Annotated in this window: 16 protein-coding genes and 3 pseudogenes; 8 read left to right on the top strand and 11 right to left on the bottom strand. The window is 68.4% G+C overall.

Translation table 11 applies throughout. The annotated features are described in order from the left end of the window. Positions 1–122: 122 nt before the first annotated feature. The 5 genes and pseudogenes from ACIGXP_RS15040 (at position 123) to ACIGXP_RS15060 (ending at position 4,915) form a co-directional block, all read left to right on the top strand. Positions 123–257, top strand: a complete 135-nt coding sequence (locus ACIGXP_RS15040) for a nucleotidyltransferase domain-containing protein (RefSeq protein ID WP_399768440.1) — start codon at positions 123–125, stop codon at positions 255–257. A 1,120-nt stretch (positions 258–1,377) separates the two neighbouring features. Then, positions 1,378–1,795: pseudogene (locus ACIGXP_RS15045) on the top strand (transposase); the annotation flags it as partial. A 350-nt stretch (positions 1,796–2,145) separates the two neighbouring features. Further along, complete coding sequence (locus tag ACIGXP_RS15050) at positions 2,146–2,523, top strand: hypothetical protein (RefSeq protein ID WP_399768353.1); 378 nt, start codon at positions 2,146–2,148, stop codon at positions 2,521–2,523. A gap of 766 nt (positions 2,524–3,289) precedes the next feature. Then, positions 3,290–4,330, top strand: a complete 1,041-nt coding sequence (locus tag ACIGXP_RS15055) for a DUF932 domain-containing protein (protein ID WP_399768355.1) — start codon at positions 3,290–3,292, stop codon at positions 4,328–4,330. Positions 4,331–4,459: 129 nt separating this feature from the next. Then, positions 4,460–4,915: a hypothetical protein gene (locus ACIGXP_RS15060; RefSeq protein WP_399768357.1), complete on the top strand. Its 456-nt coding sequence runs from the start codon at positions 4,460–4,462 to the stop codon at positions 4,913–4,915. Between the two features lie 10 nt (positions 4,916–4,925). Here ACIGXP_RS15060 and ACIGXP_RS15065 read toward each other — a convergent pair. From ACIGXP_RS15065 to tap, 5 genes and pseudogenes are all read right to left on the bottom strand, one after another. Beyond that, positions 4,926–5,485: pseudogene (locus ACIGXP_RS15065) on the bottom strand (LLM class flavin-dependent oxidoreductase); the annotation flags it as partial. 58 nt (positions 5,486–5,543) lie between these two features. Continuing rightward, complete coding sequence (locus ACIGXP_RS15070) at positions 5,544–5,732, bottom strand: hypothetical protein (protein WP_191878581.1); 189 nt, start codon at positions 5,730–5,732, stop codon at positions 5,544–5,546. A gap of 980 nt (positions 5,733–6,712) precedes the next feature. Beyond that, entirely contained in the window at positions 6,713–7,510 is a 798-nt protein-coding gene (locus ACIGXP_RS15075; RefSeq protein WP_399768359.1) for a hypothetical protein, read from the bottom strand. Between the two features lie 159 nt (positions 7,511–7,669). Then, the gene (gene tpg / locus ACIGXP_RS15080) at positions 7,670–8,227 is read right to left on the bottom strand and encodes a telomere-protecting terminal protein Tpg (RefSeq protein WP_399768361.1); all 558 of its coding nucleotides are present in this window, start codon (positions 8,225–8,227) and stop codon (positions 7,670–7,672) included. A gap of 18 nt (positions 8,228–8,245) precedes the next feature. Beyond that, a pseudogene (gene tap / locus ACIGXP_RS15085) lies at positions 8,246–10,147 on the bottom strand (telomere-associated protein Tap); the annotation flags it as partial. Here tap and ACIGXP_RS15090 point away from each other — a divergent pair. Further along, positions 10,054–12,276, top strand: a complete 2,223-nt coding sequence (locus ACIGXP_RS15090) for a Helicase associated domain protein (RefSeq protein WP_399768443.1) — start codon at positions 10,054–10,056, stop codon at positions 12,274–12,276. The pseudogene tap and the gene ACIGXP_RS15090 sit on opposite strands and share 94 nt — an antisense overlap. A gap of 49 nt (positions 12,277–12,325) precedes the next feature. Here the strand turns inward: ACIGXP_RS15090 and ACIGXP_RS15095 are convergent, their stop codons facing one another. After that, positions 12,326–12,508 carry a hypothetical protein gene (locus tag ACIGXP_RS15095; RefSeq protein WP_399768363.1) on the bottom strand — a complete coding sequence of 61 codons (183 nt, stop codon included), beginning with the start codon at positions 12,506–12,508 and terminating at the stop codon, positions 12,326–12,328. Positions 12,509–12,694: 186 nt separating this feature from the next. Here ACIGXP_RS15095 and ACIGXP_RS15100 point away from each other — a divergent pair, with 186 nt between their 5' ends. Continuing rightward, positions 12,695–14,071 carry a helix-turn-helix transcriptional regulator gene (locus ACIGXP_RS15100; protein ID WP_399768365.1) on the top strand — a complete coding sequence of 459 codons (1,377 nt, stop codon included), beginning with the start codon at positions 12,695–12,697 and terminating at the stop codon, positions 14,069–14,071. Between the two features lie 969 nt (positions 14,072–15,040). On the opposite strand, the gene ACIGXP_RS15105 is transcribed toward ACIGXP_RS15100, so the two are convergent. Next, positions 15,041–16,054, bottom strand: coding sequence for a TniB family NTP-binding protein (locus tag ACIGXP_RS15105; protein ID WP_399768367.1), 1,014 nt, complete (start codon positions 16,052–16,054; stop codon positions 15,041–15,043). A 410-nt stretch (positions 16,055–16,464) separates the two neighbouring features. After that, positions 16,465–16,800: a Mu transposase C-terminal domain-containing protein gene (locus ACIGXP_RS15110; RefSeq protein ID WP_399768369.1), complete on the bottom strand. Its 336-nt coding sequence runs from the start codon at positions 16,798–16,800 to the stop codon at positions 16,465–16,467. Between the two features lie 69 nt (positions 16,801–16,869). On the opposite strand from ACIGXP_RS15110, the gene ACIGXP_RS15115 reads away from it, so the two are divergent. After that, positions 16,870–16,998 carry a hypothetical protein gene (locus tag ACIGXP_RS15115; protein ID WP_399768371.1) on the top strand — a complete coding sequence of 43 codons (129 nt, stop codon included), beginning with the start codon at positions 16,870–16,872 and terminating at the stop codon, positions 16,996–16,998. A gap of 704 nt (positions 16,999–17,702) precedes the next feature. Here ACIGXP_RS15115 and ACIGXP_RS15120 read toward each other — a convergent pair. The 3 genes from ACIGXP_RS15120 to ACIGXP_RS15130 are packed head-to-tail and all read right to left on the bottom strand — an operon-like array spanning position 17,703 to position 18,966. Beyond that, a complete protein-coding gene (locus ACIGXP_RS15120; protein WP_399768373.1) occupies positions 17,703–17,921 on the bottom strand; it encodes a helicase associated domain-containing protein in 219 nt (72 codons plus the stop codon). Then, positions 17,918–18,454 carry an NUDIX domain-containing protein gene (locus tag ACIGXP_RS15125; protein WP_399768375.1) on the bottom strand — a complete coding sequence of 179 codons (537 nt, stop codon included), beginning with the start codon at positions 18,452–18,454 and terminating at the stop codon, positions 17,918–17,920. Before ACIGXP_RS15125 ends, ACIGXP_RS15120 begins: the two co-directional genes overlap by 4 nt. Beyond that, positions 18,412–18,966 carry a hypothetical protein gene (locus tag ACIGXP_RS15130; protein WP_399768377.1) on the bottom strand — a complete coding sequence of 185 codons (555 nt, stop codon included), beginning with the start codon at positions 18,964–18,966 and terminating at the stop codon, positions 18,412–18,414. Before ACIGXP_RS15130 ends, ACIGXP_RS15125 begins: the two co-directional genes overlap by 43 nt. Positions 18,967–18,989: the final 23 nt, after the last annotated feature.

The raw sequence follows: 18,989 nt of genomic DNA on the forward strand, positions 1-18,989 counted from the left end.
CCTCGACCTCCGGAGAGTGCATCCCTGGGCTGGCACGATGAGTCTCCATGAATGATCAAGAAATTCCTGTCGCCCAAGCTCTGCACTTGGTCACAACCCTCTTCCCACACGCCCTGGGTGCCATGCTGGGGGGCTCGGCCGCCCAGGGTCGTGCTGCTCCGACAAGTGATCTCGACGTGGCCGTCCTCCTGCCGGACTCGGACACCAGCCGTCGTGAGGTGATACGTCACGAGGGCCGCCTGGTCGAGTGTTCCTGAACCCCTTGCGGGCATGCCGGAATTCTTCGAGTGGGACAGGCCCCTTGTCGTGGCGCAGTCCTCTTCATCTATGACCAGGGGCACTACGGCCTCACCTGCTTCATGGACGACTTGATCGACACCCGCCGACCAATCGCTACGAGCAGCTCTCCCTCGCCGACTGCACTCTGCGTGAGGCAACACACCTTCTCACCGCCCACCACAACGCCTGGACGGGCATCGGCAAGTGGCTGCCCCGCAGACTGTTGAGCGCGGCCCTAGCACGAGGCAAGGCCCTGCTGGACGGCCATCAGGCTGTGGCCGAACACGCCGCCCCACCCTGTTGGCGGCTGTGGCCGAGCAGGTGCTCGACCTGCTTGGAGGACCACTGTGAGAAGGTTTCGCACACCGCTGGCGCGCATGATTCGCCAGTCAGCCTGACCTATCCAACATCACCCGCAGATCACTTTCGCTTTTCGTGCGTTGGCGACGGTTCCAGCGGACTGGGCCCGTCGCCCCGGGACTGCCTGCCGCTGCGATAGTCAAGGCATGGATCGAACGCATGGACCCGTCGACGGGATGTTCCTGACAACAGAGGAGCAGAAGGCGGTACACGCTGCTCTGGTCTCTGCTGGCGCCGATCGTTGGGCCGGCGGACAGCCGTGCACGTTCCACTCACTGCTCGCGCGTTGGGCCGGCGAAGTGGCAGGGGTGGAAGAGGGGTATTCGTGGTGCGCGCCAGAGCTGGCCAACGACATCTGGTGTCGCAGCGCGCTGGCGCGTATCTGGCCCCTCTTGCCCCCACGCGTCCAGTCCGTTTGGCAACCAAGGCTCCATGAGCTCGACGAGAGGTTCCGCGCGGCAACGATCCAGTGGCCCGGCCGAGGCGATGACGAGGGACATTGGTGGAAGTGGCGCATCCCTCGACTACTTGAGGCTGAAGCTGGAGACCCCTGTGAGAGAGGCTGGCCCTCAGGCTGGGAGATGATGCCTTTCCCTAAGCCAGATTCCATTCAAGTGGTCGTCTGAAGAGCGAGCAGACTTCGTCGGTTCTCACTCGTCGATTTAGAACAGCTAACACAATGAGGTGTATCGCCGCTGGCGGCCGTGCCCGACTGCCGAGTTGGGCGGTGTTCGGGCTGTGGGGACTTCGCCGTGGATCGTGCCGGATGACTTGTGGGAGCGGATCGATCCGCTGCTGCCCAAGAAGGAGCGGCGCTTCCGGTACCCAGGCCGTCTGCCGGTCCCGGACCGCCAGGTGTTGTGCGGGGTCCTGTACGTGCTGCACACCGACATCCAGTGGGAACACCTCCCCAAGGAGCTCGGCTTCGGCTCCGGGATGACGTGCTGGCGCCGGCTGCGGGACTGGAACGAGGCTGCTGTCTGGCAGCGGCTGCTCGAAGTGCTGCTGGCCGAGCTGAACGCGGCCACCAGGCTGACTGGTCCCGCTGCGTTGTCGACACTTCCCACGTCAGGGCCCTAAAAGGGGGCTCCACACGGGCCCGTCGCCGGTCGACCGGGGCCGGGCAGGCTCCAAGCACCACTTGACTGGGCACGCGGCCGATGCTGACTCGGTCACGGCTGTTTACGAGAGATCTGTAGCGAGTCCCCGGTCATGGGAGCCAGGCACGCAAGACGTCGAAGGGCGCGTACCGCCAGGGAGGAAGCTCCCAGTGATGCCGAGCGCCCCCTCCTGCAGTCGTCCACGGCGTGCGAAATTCGAAGGCGTGCACTCGGGGCGCGATTCCGACCGTCCTGCTCCACACTCACATATCACCATTCCGCGAAGCCTGGAGGGCTGCCGATGCGTCTTCGTCACGTTATGGGTGTCGTGGTGGCGCTCTGCCTCACGACCGTCGTGAGTGCGAGTCCGGCTAGCGCCGCTGGCACACCCCGTGCCCAGTTCTGGATGGACGAATGGCTGGGCGGCCAGAAACTCGACAAAGACGTCTGGAGTCAGGGGTACGCGAACATTCCCGACCTGACCAAGGAGGGCCGGGGATGCTGGCTCTGGCACTGTGACGGGAACTGGAACGACGTCATATCGTCACTGAGGACGGACGGCGGCGGGCAGTCCCCGGTGGACCTGCTCGTTTTCAGGGACGTCAACTACGGAGGCACGTGCCTCTACATCCCCAAAGGGTGGACGCTGAACCGTCTCACCCTGATTCCCGCGGTCAACCAGGGATACCGCTACTACATCACTATGGATAACGACATCTCGTCGTTCAAGATCTCCAAGGACACCCTCACGCCTCCTCCCGGGTGTTTCACCTTCCGGCCGTAGGAGCCGCGACCACCCGGACTCCGCGCACACCCCGCACCAGCCCAGGCATGGCGATCCGGACGCCTGTTTATGGGGAAGCGGGTACGTACGTTGCAGGGGCAGCGTGCTGCGGGCGAGGCTGTCCGGCGGGCCGCGGCGGCTCGTCTCGCTCAGGTGGTACCGCGGCATCGTGTGGCGCCGAGCGAGGTGGCCGAAGTGCCGGAATGCGGGGATCGACTGCCGAGTTGCGGCGCAGGATGCTCCGAGCACAGGAAGAAGGGGTGTTGGAGGGGTGGGGTGCGCAATGTGTGCCCTCGCTGCCGACGCTGCATCGCGTGATCAAGCGGGATCTGGGCGTGGGCCGGGTTCTTGAAGTAGCTCGTCCGGCTGGGGCCAGGGTGGGACTGGAGCCGAGCCGGTATGACCGGGCGCCGGCGGATTTGGGGCTCGTGGGCGGGAAGGGTGATCCGCTTGTTGTCGACGGGCCGCCCGCCGACGGGCCTGTCCCGGAGGATGGTGCCGCGGATGCGGGAGTGCGGGGCGGCGGCGCGCGGTTGTACGTGCCGGGGCCCGGCTGGTGTCCACACGGCAGGTGGCCGGCGTGGCGGAGGCTGTGGGGCATACGGTCGCGGCCCGCGGGATGTGGGCGGCTGTCCTCCCGAAGGTGATCGGACTGCGGTGTATTTGTCTCGTTGGGGTGGGGTTCGTGGCAGGTCCTCCTCGGCGACCGAAGGCACATCCGCAACGAGGTTCAGGAGTGCACCGTGACCGTCACTGACGCACCGACGTGAATGCCGCGTTCGCTGACGAGAAGGTCCGCCGGATCGACGTGGCGCGTAGCCGTGAGCGCGCCTTCCAGGCCCGCATCGACCGGGGCGAGGTCCGCATGCTCGGCGGTGATCGGTACGAGGTCCTGACCGGCTGGGAGCGGGGCGAGACCTTCACCGTTTCCCGCAACGCCCGGGGCGAGATCGATGCGGTCCTCGCGAACCACGGCCTCGATGCCCGCGCTGATGGCACGATTGCCCTGAGCGCGTCGTCCCTGGCCTGGCACGGACTCGGCCGGATCATCCCCGGCGGGACCACCGGCATTGATGAAGTGTTGAGCAAGGGCGGACTCGACTTCACCGTCACCACCGTCCCCGCCCTCTACCAGTGGGACGGCGAACTGCGCGAGCACGCCGATGAGTTCCATACTGTTCGCGGGGACACCGGCGCGCCGCTCGGTGTCGTCGGCCGCCGATACCAGCCGATCCAGAACGGGCAGGGTTTCGAATTCCTGCAAGAGCTGGTAGGCCGGTTCGATGTCGTGTGGGAGTCGGCCGGGGTGATCCGGGGCGGGCGCCGGGTGTTCATCTCGATCCGCCTGCCGGAGACGGTGACCGTGGACGCCGACGGCGTCAACGACGCGATCGTCCCGTACGTCGCCATGATGAACGACCCCTCCGGCCAGGGGCAGTTCCAGCGCGTCGTCACCCCGTGGCGGCCTGTCCGCGCCGACACGGAGCGATTCGCCGTCCGTGACGCCGTGACCCGCTGGGCTGTGCGCCACACCGCAGGTGCCACCAGCCAGATCGAGGAAGCCCGCCGCACGCTCGGCCTGTCCGTGCAGTACTTCGAGAGCTTCGCTGCCGAGGAGACCGCGCTCGCGCCGCTCGGCGCCGGCATCGACTCCCTGAAGAACCTGCCGTCCAGGCTGCGCAACGGTGATTCCGAGGCGGTCTCCTCCTTCAACGACGTCATCGGCGACGTCAAGCACGCGGGCGCCGGTGCCGGCGCCCAGGTCAGGGACCAGGTGCCCTCGGCGTCCGAGCTCGCCAAGGGCTAGAGATCTACGGATTGTATGATCGAGGTGAATCGGGGGATGCGTCCGAGCAACGTGCGCGCGGGGTGTCCCCCCAACCTTTCCGGGCGCTTGCGACCAAGGCGCCCGTTATTGCGGGGAGATCTCTCACAAGTGCAGAACTTCAAGCGGTTTCTGGGTACGACCATCGCCGTGGCCAGCTTGACCGGAGCGGCGGTCGTCACCGGGGCCGGGAGTGCATCGGCCGCCGACCCCACCTTCACGTTCAGTGTGGACAGGGTTGGCAAGAGCTTCAGTATCGAGGTCTTCAACAACCATGTGCGGGCGGGCTTCGCGGACTGGAACGCCGACCCCGGGGACGAGCCCGGTGCCCCCGGGGACGCCCTCCAGGTGCGCGACATCCTGAGCGACGGCTGGGGCATCGAAGCATGGGCGGCGACGCAGGACGGCGCGGAGGGCTACCGCATGGCAACCTCACGAGGCCACAGCGCGTACTACTCATCGGGCTGGAAGACCGGCAACATCAAGGAGGGAACGCCGATCACCGTCGGGGTCTGCGCCGTGAAGGGTGAGAAGGAGCAGTGCGGCTCCGCCTACGGCCTGGCCTAGCCTGTCCTCCTTACCGGACGGGTGACTGGGAGTTCAGCTCCGCGAGCACCCTGAGGGTGTGCGGGTCCGGTGACAGCGCCAGGAGGTCCGTCACCGGGCCCTTGCGCACAACTCCAGCCGCTCGGCGGTGCGTTGTCGCGGGCCGACCAGCGAGATCTCGTCGGCGAAGGCGTCCGGCACGGCCAGCACCGCCTCCTTTCGCCGCCCCGCGAGGAACAGCTCCTGGATCCGCCGCGCCTCCTCCTCGTACCCCATGCGCGCCATGAGGTCGGCGTGGAAGTTGCGGGAGGCGTGGCCCATCCCGCCGATGTAGAACCCGAGCATGGCCTTCACGGGCAGCAGCCCCTCGGCCACGTCGTCGCACACCTTCACCCGGGCCAGCGGAGCCACCATGAACCCTTCCGGCACCTTGCGCACCATGTCCCCGTACACCTCGGGCCGGCTCGGCGACCAGTACAGCGGCAGCCAGCCGTCGGCGATCCGGAGTGTCTGCGCCACGTTCTTCGGTCCCTCGGCGCCGAGCAGGACGGGGAGGCCGGGCTGACGGTCTCGGTGCGTGCCGGGCGGTAGCCGCGGCCGGTGGAGCCCTGTGGGGGCGCACCGCGCGGTGCGCCCCCACAGGGCGCGGTTATCTGCGGCGTACGGGCAGCGTCTGCGCGAAGGCGCGTAGGACTGCCGCGCGTTCCTCGGGTGGCGTTCCGCGTACGGCTATGGCGAGAGCGACCAGGAACGTCGCCGCAAGCACCACGACCACCGCGAGCAGGAGGCCGGGCGTTCCGGTGGCGAGTTGCGCGAGGAGAGCAGGAACCGTCGTCATGGGAGTCCTCCGATGGCAGGCGCGAGCTGTCGGGACAACTTCCGGAGAGCCAGGTGCCAACGGTGGAGTGCGTCCGGTCAAAGAGGGGACCGGACAGGCGCGGCAGGGTCCGTACTGCCGACTCCGCGCAGGAATGCCTCTGCGGTTGGCCCCGGTTAAATTCCGGAGTCGTAGCAGTTGATCCACAGGTGGGACATAGCGGTCATGTCCATCACCTCCTGCGGGCGCATCCCCCTGACGGGTTCGTACGGCGCAGAATCGCGCCGCTCGCTCCCACCATGCCCTAGCAGGCACCCGCTGCGCCATCACTAACTGGCCGTTATCGCATGCCTGTTACCAGCGCGAGTTGAGCGCCGGTGCCGGACCTGCGGCGCAAGGCATGTGTGCGGCCCCACTCCGGCCACGCCCGTCCATCGATGAACCTTGGCGCCTTCCACGCCTCACACCCCTGGTTGCGGCCCCCCGTCACGCTCGCTTTTCAACAGCTGAGGGGAGAGCCGACGGCCGAGCCGGTATCCTGCCCGCAGGGCTGACGCCCTGGGCTTTGCCGACGCCCACACCGCATCCGGACAGCCACACTGGCCGGAACACTGGTGGAAGGTCTTCCGGGAGCAACGGACCGGTTGACGAGCACCTTGACGATCCGTCGAGCCGGGGTTGCCGTGTGGGGGCGAGGACCCGGTGCCGAGAGGACTCGTCCATGACCAAACGCACTACCGAGCAGCAGCGCGCCCGCGGACTCCAGCGCACCGCACGAGCAGGGCACACACTTCAGCTACCACGAAGCCCTCAACTGGGTACGCGCCACCGCCGAGGCGCAGGCGGAGAATCCAGAGAAGATCGTCGTCTTCGCACCGCACGCGGCCTGCATCATGATCTTCGACACGGACGAGGACCCCAAGTACATCCGTGACTCAACCACGCCGATCCTCCGGCGAGGCGCCGCTTAGCACTCAGTGTTCGGTAGCAGTGCCGCAGGATCAGAGCGTGAGCACAGGCCGTGTGGAGAAGTCCTCGCAAAGGTCTTCACCATCCGGTCCGTAGACGAACTCGGCCATAGAAGGGTTGCGGTTGGCGGTGGCCAGGGGAAGCCACGCCAGCATGCGGCCGTAACCCCCGCACACCGACTCGCCGCCGTCTCCGCCGTGGACCGCGGTGACGTCGCTGGTGAGCTCCGCGCGGTAGGTGTCGTAGGCGATGCGCAGGCCAAAGGCGTTCAGTTGCTGCTGAGGGCCGGTGTGGTCCCCGTACGGGATACGGTCGAGTGGGCAGTCGTTGCCCCACCGGAACAGTGTGTCCGCGCCTGCTCCACAGGCGTGCTCCCATTCGTCGGAACTCGGCATCCGCAGGCCACGAGCCGCGAGGGCAGCTGGCACGTCGGTAGGCGGCTCGGTCAGGTTCTCGTCCTCCACGGCCATGAGCACCGTCGCCAGGATGACGCTCCGGCGTGGGCTGAGCACCTGCGCGAGGTGGGCCCGAAGATCGGGTCCATGGCCGAAGCTCTGAGCCAGACTCTCCGCGTAGTCGGTAACCTGCTCGGGCGTCGGCTGCCAGGCGTCGAGGTCGAATCCGAGTGTCAGTGCACCACCGGGGATCAGTGCGAATTCCTGTGAATTCCGCTCGATCCGAACGCGGTGCAGCGGGGCACCGAGGTGCTCAATGGTCTCGACGACGGTCACACGGCCATCTACCAGGTCCGCCGCCTCCTGAGCGACACGACGTGCGGTGGGCAGCTCGAGTGACCGCCACTGATCAAGGCTGAGGTCGGCAAGAGACATGCGCCGCAGTGTTGCACGCACCTCTGACACCCCCCGCGACCTGGGTCTCGGAGCAAGGCGCCCGCCAAATGAAGCGTTGAACCCCGCCAACCCAGGTGCTCATCCGCCAAGTGAGGCGCTCAGTCACAACCCTTGGGTGCGGTGGCGTGCCGGCCCGGGCTACAGCTCGAACTCGAGGTCGATCAGGTCGGTGAGTTCGACTTCGAGGCCGTGGGCGCGTTGGCCGTTGTCGCGGAAGTAGACCTCGCCCAGGGCTTCGGCGGCGATCTGGCGGAGGTCGTCCTCGTCGACGCCGGATGCCTGGGCTTCGAAGAGGCGGGCGGCGTGGCGGGGCGGCAGCGCGAGGGTGAGGTGACGCACGCGGGCGTCGTCGGTGCTGCCGGGGGCGGCGGTGTAGCCGAACCGGGCGTGGACATCGATCATGATGCCACCGGTGGTGGCCGCTGCATGCTTCGCCTTGGCCCGGATCTGGGGCTGCCAGCGCACGCGCACCTCACGCTCGAGACGGTCGGCGAGCTCCGGACGGGGTTTTTTGATCTGGTTCTTCACATACCGCTCGACGGTGCGCTGGCTGATGCCGAGCAGTTCGGCCACGCGCCGGGTGCTGCGCTGGTGCTGGCGGACCAGGTGACGCATCTGTGCCCCGGCGGACTTGGGCAGGGGACGGGTGAACGCGCCCTGCACCGCCTTGTCGAGTTCTTCGCCGATCGTGACCATCGACCCCTGCTCCTGCTTCTACTCTCCGGTGTCCTTGGCGGTGACCTCGCCGGTCTTGATGTACCGGGCGAGGTTGGCGACGTGGCCGTCACCGGCGAGCTGTTCGAGCACGTTGGCGCCCCACAGCACGCTCTGGGTGCCCTCGTGCTTGACCATCCCCGGGCTGACGCCGAGCCGGAAACTGCCGGGCACGGTCTTGCCATCGGCGTCGTAGGGCAGGACATCCAGCGGGCTGGGGCCGTCGGCGGCGTACACGGCGCAGTCCGACAGGACCGCGACCGGATACTGCCCGGTGGCAGCGGCAAAGGCGACCATCTTGCGGTGCATGTTGATCCGGGCCCGGGAGATCACGGCGGCGCGGATGTCGGGCCGCCAGGTGGGCCGGGCGAGGGCGGCCCAGGCCTGCCCCGGCTTCCAGCCGCCGCCGCGCGCCTTTTCCCGCAGCTTGCCGATGCCGCCCTTGACGGTCATCTTGACCGCGTCCACGACGATGCCCAGCTGCGGATCACGGCTCTTGTAGCCGTCCATCGCCTCCGGGAACTCCTGCGGGGCCAGCTTCTCGCCCACCCCGAGATCCGCCATGGTCGCGACGTAGGCGTCGCGCAGCCGCTTGTACCAGCCGTCCAGGAACCGGCCGCTCTCGGTGCGCACCCACGCCTGAAGCGGGGCGACGTCGTAGCCGAGCTCGACGGCATACGCCACGGTGGGCGTGGCATACCAGGCCGGACCCGTCGGGCGCTGGCCGGTCGGCGTGAACGGGCTGGGCAGCAGGTCCCCGTTGAGGTCGCGCCACTGCTTGCCCACCTTCACTTGGGACGGATCGACGTGGGAGAGGTCGACCAGCCACGAGCCGGGCAGCGCCGCATCGGAGACCGGGTTGGTGACGTGGGCCGGCGGCGACGCGAGGCCGGCGACGGCGTTGTTGGCGCCTGCGGCGAAGGCGAGGTTCACATCCAGGCCGACCAGGTGGCGGTTCATGCTCTCGGTGTCGGTGAGGTCCTGTGTTCAGTCGTAGGCCTCTTCGAGCAGCTTCTCGTCGGGGCTGCGTACGGGGAAGCGGGGCAGGTGCGCGAGGACGGGGTGTCCGTCGGGTGCTTCGCACGGGGCCGGGTCCATTGGTTCGGTGCCCAGCGAGCGGGGGCGGTGCTCGCAGTGGCGCCGGCCGTCGGTGTCCGGCTGGCTGGCGCGGGTCGGCGGGTTGAGTGCGGTCATCAGCTGCAGCCCGGTGCCGGTCGCAGAGCTGACCGGGGTCATTACCCGCGTCGCGTACACGCCCAGCACCCGGGCGAGCTCCGCCGGCTGCAGCTGCGTGGCATGGCCCCACGCCCGGGCATTGAGGGCGCGCCACGAAGGGATGCATAGTTGCACGCACTGCCGGCGGCCCCCCTGGGCGGGATGGTAGATCCGTGCCCACGGCCCCAGCCCCCGTTTGGTGAGCTGCCAGTCGGCACGCTGAAGCTGCTTGATGACCTTGTGCCCCTCCGTCAGCCGCCCGACGAGCCGCTCCTTGTGCGTCAGCGCGGCGGGCAGGCCGTAGCGCTCGCACGCGGCCTCGGTGAGCACCAGCAGGGGGTCGGCGTCCTTGCCCGAACCGTGCAGCTTCTCCGCCCCGGGCTGTGCCTCGGTAAGCGTCCATTCGATCAGGGCGGGCAGGGACTTGGCGGGTACGTCCAGGACGAGACCGCCGACGCCGTAGCCGGTCACATTCCGGTCGGCGTCGGCGTCGAGGACGAGCAGCGGGCCGTGCGCGTACACACCGCCGGGACCGGGAAGACGCTGGTGTCCATCTGCGTCGCGGACTCGGGGCGCGGCTGGTGCTGTTCGTGGTGCCCACCCTTGGCCTGGCAGCGCAGACCGCGCTGGCCTGGCGGGCGGACGGCCACGGCGAGTACATGGTGATCGTGTCCTCGATGGGCGTGGCCGGCCGCGACGATCTGGTGGCCGCCCGCGTCATGTCGACCACCGACGCGCATGCGCTGGGCGGGCTGATGTCGGTGGTGGGGGAGGCAGAGGATCAGGTCCCGGCTTTGACGGTGATCTGCACCTACGACTCCCTGAACAAGATCGAGGAAACCCAGAAGACGGGGTGCGCGGTCCTGCCGTTCGACCTGGCTGTCATGGACGAAGCGCACCGGATCGCCGGCCGGGCCGACAAGAAGTGGGCGCTCGTCAACGAGGCCCAGCGCATCTACGCGGACCGCCGCCTCTACATGACCGCCACGCCCCGGATCTTCGCTGCGCCCGAGCTGGCGGAGTCCGCCGGCCTCACCCGCTCGCGCCGAAGGCGCCCGCAGGGCGAGGAGCTGGACGCGTTCGCCAACTCCATGGACAACGAGGCCGTGTACGGGAAGAAGGTCGTCGAGTACCCCCTCGCGAGGGCCGTGGCGGACGGACGGGCGGCGGACTACCGGATCGTGGTGCCCACGCTCACCGACACCGACCTGCGCCGCCGCCTGAACCTGCCCGCCCCCGGCGCCACGCCCACGGGCACCGCCGCGCAGGAGGCGACAGACGACGGTGCGCTGCGCACCACCGCCCTGCACCTGGCCGTCCTGCGCGCCATGACCGAACACGGCCTGAAGAAGGTCCTGGTCTACTTCAATCTCGTCTCCGACGCCCGCCGCTTCGCCCGCGAACTCCCGCATACCCTGCGCCTGCTGGCCCGGACCGACCCCGGCCTCGTCCCCGGCACCGACCCGGAGCTGTTCTTCGCCCACGGCGAGCACACCCCCGCCCAGCGCGCCGACATCTTCGCCGCCGACTTCGCGATCCTCGCCAACTCCCGCCTGATCGCCGAAGGCGTCGACATCCCCAGCGTCGACGCCGTCGTCTTCGCCGACCCCACCCGCAGCGTCATCCGCTGCGTCCAGGCCCTCGGTCGCGCCCTGCGCCTGGACGTCTCCGGCAAGACCGCCTCCCTGGTCGTTCCCGTGTACATCCCGCCCGGAACGGACGGCGAGAACATCCTCGGCACCGCGTATGAGCCGGTGTGGGCGATCGCCTGCGCGCTGGCCAGCCACGACCACCGCATCCTCGAACGCCTCCCCGACAAGGCCAACCGCCTGCCCAAGGAGACGAGCGACGTCATCGCGCGGCGCTGGCACTTCGGCTTCACCGTCCACCCCGAACGCATCGCCCAGGCGATGGACCTGGTCTCCTTCGGCCCCCGTGACCCGGCCGTCTCCCGCTCCCGCCGCCTCGGCCTGGCCGCCGCCCGCTCCTACCGCGACCAGTACGGCCACCTCGACGTCCCCGCCGACTACACCGGCCCCACCGGCTACACCCTCGGCACCTTCATCACCACCATGCGCGACGCCGCGAAAGCCGGCCGTCTCGAAGCCGACTGGATCGCCGAACTCGACGCCCTGGGCATGATCTGGGACAAGCACGGCGCCGCCTGGCGCTCCCGCCTCGCCGCAGCAGCCGACTACCACCGAACCCACGGCCACCTCGCCGCCCCCGCCACCACCCCCGTCGGCGCCTGGCTCGCCGAACAACGCCACCTCGCCACCAAGAACGAACTCGGCACCGCCCGCGCCGACGCCCTCACCGCTCTCGCCCCCGACTGGCGTCTTCCGCATGGCGCGGACTGGCACCGCAAATACCACCTGCTGCGCGCCCACCTCGCCACCGGAGCCGACCCCGCCGCCCTCAACCGCGACACCCACCTCGCCGGCGTGAAGATCGGTTCCTGGCTGCACCGCCAGCTCACCACCTGGCAAGCCCTCGACGGCGGCCAGCAGCAGCTGATGACCGCCCTGGGCCTCACCCCCGAGACGAACCCGCTCGCCCCTGCCCGCCGTACCCGCCGCACCTTCGAGCAGACCGTCCAGCTCCTGGGGCTCTTCCTGCACCGCGAAGGCCGCATCCCCGCCGCCCGCGAGACCATCCGCGTCGACGGCGAGAGCGTCCGGATCGGCGCCTGGCTGGCCAAGGCCCGAACCAAACACCGCGCCGGTGGACTTCCCGGTGAGCATGTGAGCCTGGTCGCTGCCCTGTTCGACGGGGACTGGACGGCCGAGGACGCCGTGCCGGCCGTCCTGACGTAAGCCCTGCCCCGGGTGGACTGCCCAGCCCGGAGGATCCCTTGGTGGCGGCTCAGATGTACTGGCGGAGCCACAAGAAGATGAGGCCGACGGCGCCGGTGCCAGAGCCGTGGGCGGCGCCGCGCAGGGCGCTGGAGATGAGGGCGCTGCGTCGGCGGCGGATCCAGGCGGATGCCCGGCCGAAGCGGCCGGGGTCCTGCGCGGCGGGGGTGGTGCGGTTACTCCCAAGACCCAATATTTTCTGCCAAAACAGCCTGAATCAGCCTCGGTTGCGTACCGGCCCGGGGTGGCGGCCACCTCTCCCGCCGCTGCGAAAACCTGTCCCGAAATCGCTGTACCGATCGGCTTTCCAGTCGTGTACTACTGGGCATCAGTACTGCTGTAGCTAAGTACAGCAGTTGAGTTGAGGAGGGGGAGCACGTTGGTCTACAACATTCGTCCGCTCGCCAACGGGCTGCGGACGGACCACCCGGTTCCCGGCCTGCCGTTCGTCGACGACTCGCACCTGCCGCTCGACGACGGACCGGACGCCATCGAGGCGGTCGGCCGCAACAAGGGCGAAGGCATGTGGGGCCGGTGCGACACCTCCCACGAAGGAGGATGGCTGGCCTTCACCACCGACCCGATCGCCCACCACCTGGGCTGGGCCGTCCGCCACCACCCCGAGCACGGCCGCACCGTCCTCCTGCTCCGCGACGAGGACACCGCGAGCATGCACACCTACTGGTCCGGCGCGCCGCTGCTGTTCAGGGCCGGCGGCTACTGGTGGGACGGCGACACCTGGTACCGGCCCGGCCAGATCTGGGACCCGGTCACCGAGGACTACGCACGCCACACGGCACGCGCCACCGCCACCGTCCACGCCGCCGACATGCTCGACGGCCACGCCCACCCGGACCGCGCGCACCTGCACAAGGTCGCCACCTTCGATCCGGCCACCGCCAAGCCGGAGAACTGGACCGATGACCTGACCCGGTGGGCACAGCACCACCAGAAGCAGGACGATCCCCTGCCGCTGGAGAAGTGTGTCGTCGACCTGGCCAGTCCCGAACTGGCCGGGGACCGGCTGCTCGGCGTGCCCGAGATGGCCGCGCTGGGCGGCATCACGGCGTCCACCCTGCGGGGCTACATCTCCCGCGGTGAGAACGACGTGCCACTGCCCCAGGCGACCGTCGGCGGCCGGGCCCAGTGGTCCCGCCCGGTCGCCGAGGACTGGGCCGAAGCCCGGCGCCGTTCCTCCGAAGGGCTGAAGGAGGCCATGTCGGCCGGCGACCGGCACCATCTCGCTCCGGGGGCGGCCCAGATCCGCGACCGGTTCAGCGAGACCTTCTTCAGCTTCCTGTGGAAGCGCCCCGACATCCGCAAGTGCTGGGCCCTGCGCCACCGCAACGAGCCGAGCGTGCGGGAAGTGGCCGACCAACTGGCCTTCGAAGTCGCCGACAGCCTCCGGCAGATCATCCCCACCGACGCCCTCGGACCAACCATCCGCCACGCCGTCCTGGAGGACTTCGCCCACTCGCTGCGCGTCCGGGAACGCCGGGGCGGCCAGCTCAAGGACTTCGACCTCATCCTGTCCGTGCCCCTGGCGAAGATGCTCAGCTGGTTCATCCAGCACTTTCCGACCTCGGCCCAGTGGTACACCGGCGAAATCATGAGCGAGGCACAACAGCAGCTCGGCATCCCTGCCCAGATGACGGGCGAAGCCCTGCGGCGGTCCGCGACCACGAACGGGGAACTCGACGCCCAGGCCGCGAAGGAGTTCTTCTCCCGTGTCGTGCCGAGGGAACCGGAGAGCTGAGACCCCCAGCGAACACGGAGGAGGGGTGGAAGCCACCAACAGTGGCTTCCACCCCTCCTCAGGGCTCAGCTCGCACCCGCACCGCGAGACCATTCACGTTGGCTGGAACACCGTCAAGATCGGCGCCTGGCTGACCAAAGTCCCACTAAGAGCCTGTGAACAAGCCCCATCGACAACTACGGCTGGTGCCGCTGCGCCCACTCTGTGCCAAGAGTGCACGTCAATACCAGGGCAGTGTCCGCGGGCAGCGACAGAACGATCCCGCGGCCGGCGCTATGGACGGTCATCTCGTGCCGGAGGCCGAGGAGGACCAGTTTGGAGTGCAACGACTCGGCGGCGCTCAGCGTGGGGTCCCCACCAATGGCTTCTTCAGCATCGTCCAGCGCCTCACACAGGACCTCACCCAAGGACCGCTCCGGTGGGTCATGAGAGAACGTCACCATGCCCTGCTAACGAGTCAAGGCGCATACCGGCACCGATAAACGGGATTTGTCACAGGCTCTAAGCATGGCGTCGGTGGCCTTCTCGATGAGCACGGGGCCCGGGCCGCGGTGGCCTCCACCGGCGGCGCCGGTCCCCGCGTCGGAAACTGCAGGCAGCGCGGCACCGGTCAGTAGTGGGTGTTCCAGCCCAGTGCTTCGGCGACGACCTGGAGATGTCGCTGAGGTGGGGGTGGTTGGTGTGTGGGGTGGGGTGTGAGCTGGTGTGTTGGGGATGGGTTGATAACTGGGTTTGGTGGTTGTGGTCTTCTTTGACCTGGGGTCTGTGTGGGTTTCAGTGGGAACGCCCGGGGTGTTGTGGGTGGCTTCTGCGTCTAAAGGCTTGGCTGGCGTTTTGCCTGGTCAGGTGTGTTTTACCTGGTCAGTGGGGGTGTTGCGTGCCCTGTAGTTTGGTACCGGGTCCGGCTGCTGTTCCCTCTTGCGTTGGTGTCGGGTACTGCCTGGCGGATGTCAGCATCGGTATCCCTTGTCAGGCTTGGCTTGACGGCAGGGATGTGGCCTGAACAGCGTTGCGGCGGGCGGTGTTGCTGCGGGGGCGGCGGTGTTGTTCGGCGAGGTGGTCGAGTTGTACTGCGTCGAGTGTTTGCTTGGTGATTTTTTCGGTTCCGTCGTGGATGGCGGTGATGGCTGTTTGGCGGATGAGTCGGGTGAGGCTTCCGATGCGGCCGGCGGTGCGTTGGTGGAGGTAGGTGGCGTGTCGGGGGAGGGTGCCGGGGCGGTGTGAGGTGAGGCCGAGAGCGTTTTCGAGGTCGGTGATGACCTCGCGGAAGGGTTCGCGGGTGCCGTGGCGGGCGGGGAGGGGGCCGCAGGTGATGAGGGTGGCGCGTCCGGCGAGTTGGGCGCCGCGTACTCCGCTGAACAGGGGGGTGGTGGTGACGTCGATGCCGGCGTAGACGAAGGTCGCGTGGATGCGTTCGGTGAGGTCTTTGAGGAGGTCGGCGGCCTGGGCGCCGGTGGTGCGGGGGTTGAGGCGGTGGATTTCGTCTATGAGGACGAGTTGGACGCCGGCGGTGTTGTAGGTGTGGCAGACGGCGTCGGTGATCTGGGCCTGGGTCATGCGGGTGGTCGTGGGGATGCCGAGGTAGCGGGCGAACGCGGTGGTGAGGGTCTTGGCGGTGGCGCCGGGCGGGACGAGGACGCAGGCGACGGGTACGGCGGGGTATGCCGTTCCGGGTGGGGGCGGGTTTTTGCGGGTGTGGGCGAGGTGGCAGGTGCGTCCGACGTTCAGGAGTGCGGTCGTTTTGCCGGCTGCGGCGGGTCCGGTGACGATCAGTGAGGGTCTGGCGGTGGTCTGCTGGTGGCGGCCGAGGATCATCAGGGTGCGGACCTGGGTGGTGAGCTGGTTGATGACGGGGGTGCGCACGGTGACGAACGCGGAGTGGTAGGCGAGGCGTTCTTCGCGGCTGCGGGGCGGGCCTGCGGGCTGTTGGTGGGGCGGGCGGGTCGGTGGTAGCGAGTGCTGCCAGCCCTGCCAGGTGGTCACTGGCCAGGACTGCGCTGCTGGGTCTGCTGTGTCGGCGGTGAGGGGGTGGTCGTGGCTGTCCCTGGTGGGCGGGTGGTTGTTCACCACTGCAGGGCCTGCGCCTGCGCGTCGTAGAGCCCGAGGCCTGTGTAGGGGATGGCGGGCAGGCTGGCGTCGCCTTCTTCAGCGTCCTGGTCCAGGATGTGTGGCTCGTCGGGGGTGTCGTCGAGATGGTCGAGGCTGTCGGTGTCCGCCGCGGGTGCCGGCGAGGGCGTTGGTGGTTCCTGCTCGGTACGGCCGGGTGCGACGCGTGGTGGGGGCAGGGGTGTCCTGGCAGTGTGGTGCGGGTGATCAGGCGGTGTTCGGCCTTGGTGGCGTGGCCGGTGCGGGCGCGGCGCATGAGCTGGCCGAGGGCGTCGGCGAGGTCGGCCTCACGGCTGTCGGGGTCGGTGTGGTGGGTGAGGGTGGTGCGGACGTGCTGCCACGTCTGTTCGTCGAAGGGCCGGTGGACGTGGGCGCGGTGGATCCACGGGATCTCGGCCAGTCTCCGTCGGGCAGGCGCACCAGATCTGGCGGATGTCGTGGGGGTTGGTGTGGACTTCCCACTTGCCGCCGCGCGAGGTGATGGGGGAGGGCTGGCCGCGGTATGGGCCCAGCAGGTCGCAGTCGTAGGTGCGGTGGTTCAGGCGGATGCCGCGTTCGGTGATCGCCTGCCAGCGCACCGGCAGCAGTTCCAGGTAGTCGTCTTGGGCCAAGGGCACGGGCACGTAGCCGGCGACCGAGACGAGGGCGGCTCACATCTGGTTCGGCGTCAGCGCAGCCTTAGACAGGACAGGATGGCGCAGCCCTTCGTGGGGGCGGTAGTGGACGAGCCATTCGTCGAGGAGATCCTGCAGCTGCGCGACGGTGAAACACGCTTCGCGTTCGGCGTCGCGGCCGCGGCGGATGATGTCGGAGCCGTGTAGCCGGGCAGGTGCTGGCAGAACAGCGAATTGATCGAGCCGAAGGTGCGCTCGACGATGCCTTTGGCGGTGGGGGAGTAGGGCGGGGCGGGCTGCACGCTGACACGAGGGCTTCGCACGCGGCGGTGAACGTGTGGGACAGGAAGACTTTGCCCCGGTCGACGATGATCGTCTCAGGGACGACGGGGCGGGCGGCCGCTTGCTCGAGGCGTTCGTCCAGGCTCAGCAGCCGCTTGTGGGCGGGCAGTTGGGTGTGGGCGAAGCGCAGGACGTCGGGCCAGGTGGGGCGGGCGGGGTGGGGCACGGCCATCTCGGCCAGGAGCAGGGCTGCGTCCACGGCCTGCGTGCCGCCCGGACACAGTACGGCGGCCAGGATCGCGCGCGTGGCGACATCTACCGCGATGGTCATCTCGGGTCGGCCGAGGGTCCCGTCGTCGAACAGGGCGAGGACGTCCAAGCGGGTGGCCCGGGGACGGCGGCGGGTGCTCTCCGGCGGATGAGGGGCGGGGAGGACCGGTGGCGGCCGCGTCGGCAGCGCCCAGGCCGCCGAGAGGGGCGTCGGCGTGGAATGGCTGGGAGAGCGAGTGGCGTCGGCAGCTGAGCCGGGGGTGCTTGACAGCAGCCGTCCGCCGCCCGACCCGCACACTCAAGCGATGGGCTCGTACGCGATGTGTACGCTTTCACGGTCGCCGCGGCTACGCGTCTGGTTAGGTCCAGCGCATGCCGATGCTGGAGAGCTGCTCTACTCGCTCTGGCGACAGCGTGGCGGCTCTGCTGCGCTGGTTGCCGATCCATGCATCGAGCCGGAGCTCCCCCTCCTCCTGGTCCTTGCCGTCCCGGCCGCCGGTCATACAGGTGGGCGACGGCCCGCCTTGCCCCGGCATCCGCACAGCTGCGTCACCTGGGAAGGCACCGATGCAAGTCATCGGTGGCCGTCATGCCCCATGCGTTCGTACGCCTCCAGATTGAGGCGGGTGATCTCAGAGAGCGGTTCGGGGAGCCCGTTCAGGTCGAACCACCCGATGGCGTCGCATTTGTCGGGCTCGCGGATGAAGGGAGAACCGGACAGGTGGTGGCCGAGATACGTGCCCGATACCCAGTGCTGGCTCTCCCGCGGCAGGATGTGATCGAACATGCCAAGAAAGCCTGTCACTTCGATGCGGATCCCGTACTCCTCGAAGAACTCGCGGCACACCGCGTCCTGGAGCCGCTCGCCGAACGTGACGGATCCGCCGGGGAACTCCCACGATCCGGCCTCGTTCCTGGCTCGGCGACCGCGCTGTGCCATGAAGACGCGTCCTGCGTCGTCGAAGACCAGGGCGCCGACTCCGACACCGATGAAGTCGCGCCCGGCGACGGCGACCGTCTCATCCATCGGTTGCACTCCTCTCGGCATGAACAGCCGGACCACTGGGGTCACCTGATCATCGGAAGCATAAACACCACGGCGTACGTCCACATGAAGAGGGTCGACACCACGATGAACGCCATGATGTAGGTCTCATACCAGCGAAAGAAGTTACCCGGGCGTGGTTGCTTCCGGAATCCCGGATGGACGGCGCGATCGGTCAGCTCGCATTCCTCGCTGCGGTAGTCGAGCCAGTTCAGTATGCCGATGAAGATCAGGATTTCGGTGAAGACCGCTACGACCGTTTCGAGTAACAGAAGGCCGATCACTCCCGTACGTGCCACCTCCGGCGCCATGCCCCACTGCCGGTAGCTGACGAACAGGGCCACTGCCGCACCGACCGCGGTGGTGGCGAGCGCCTGGTAGATGGCGAGGAACTTGTAGACGTTCTCATTGACGGCGTGGATCTGCTGGAGGATGTACTTGTAGCGTTCCAGGGAGAAGTCCTGGGCGGCCTTGTGGAGCCGTTCCTCCCGCGGCGTCAGTTCCTCGGCACTGCCGCCGCCGGCAGTCGAAGACTCGGCCTCGGCGGTCGCGGGTTGTGTCGCGTTCGGATCTGCCATTTCTCTCCAGAGACTACGAACGA

This window comes from Streptomyces sp. NPDC053069, assembly GCF_044546895.1.
Classification (GTDB): domain Bacteria; phylum Actinomycetota; class Actinomycetes; order Streptomycetales; family Streptomycetaceae; genus Streptomyces.

Excerpts from the sequence above, each read along its gene's own strand:
- ACIGXP_RS15040 (WP_399768440.1), top strand. The coding sequence starts at position 123 with ATGCTGGGGGGCTCGGCCGCCCAGGGTCGTGCTGCTCCGACAAGTGAT.
- ACIGXP_RS15050 (WP_399768353.1), top strand. The coding sequence starts at position 2,146 with ATGGACGAATGGCTGGGCGGCCAGAAACTCGACAAAGACGTCTGGAGT.
- ACIGXP_RS15070 (WP_191878581.1), bottom strand. The coding sequence starts at position 5,732 with ATGACGACGGTTCCTGCTCTCCTCGCGCAACTCGCCACCGGAACGCCC.
- ACIGXP_RS15075 (WP_399768359.1), bottom strand. The coding sequence starts at position 7,510 with ATGTCTCTTGCCGACCTCAGCCTTGATCAGTGGCGGTCACTCGAGCTG.
- tpg (WP_399768361.1), bottom strand. The coding sequence starts at position 8,227 with ATGGTCACGATCGGCGAAGAACTCGACAAGGCGGTGCAGGGCGCGTTC.
- ACIGXP_RS15115 (WP_399768371.1), top strand. The coding sequence starts at position 16,870 with ATGGCGCAGCCCTTCGTGGGGGCGGTAGTGGACGAGCCATTCGTCGAG.
- ACIGXP_RS15120 (WP_399768373.1), bottom strand. The coding sequence starts at position 17,921 with ATGACTTGCATCGGTGCCTTCCCAGGTGACGCAGCTGTGCGGATGCCG.
- ACIGXP_RS15130 (WP_399768377.1), bottom strand. The coding sequence starts at position 18,966 with ATGGCAGATCCGAACGCGACACAACCCGCGACCGCCGAGGCCGAGTCT.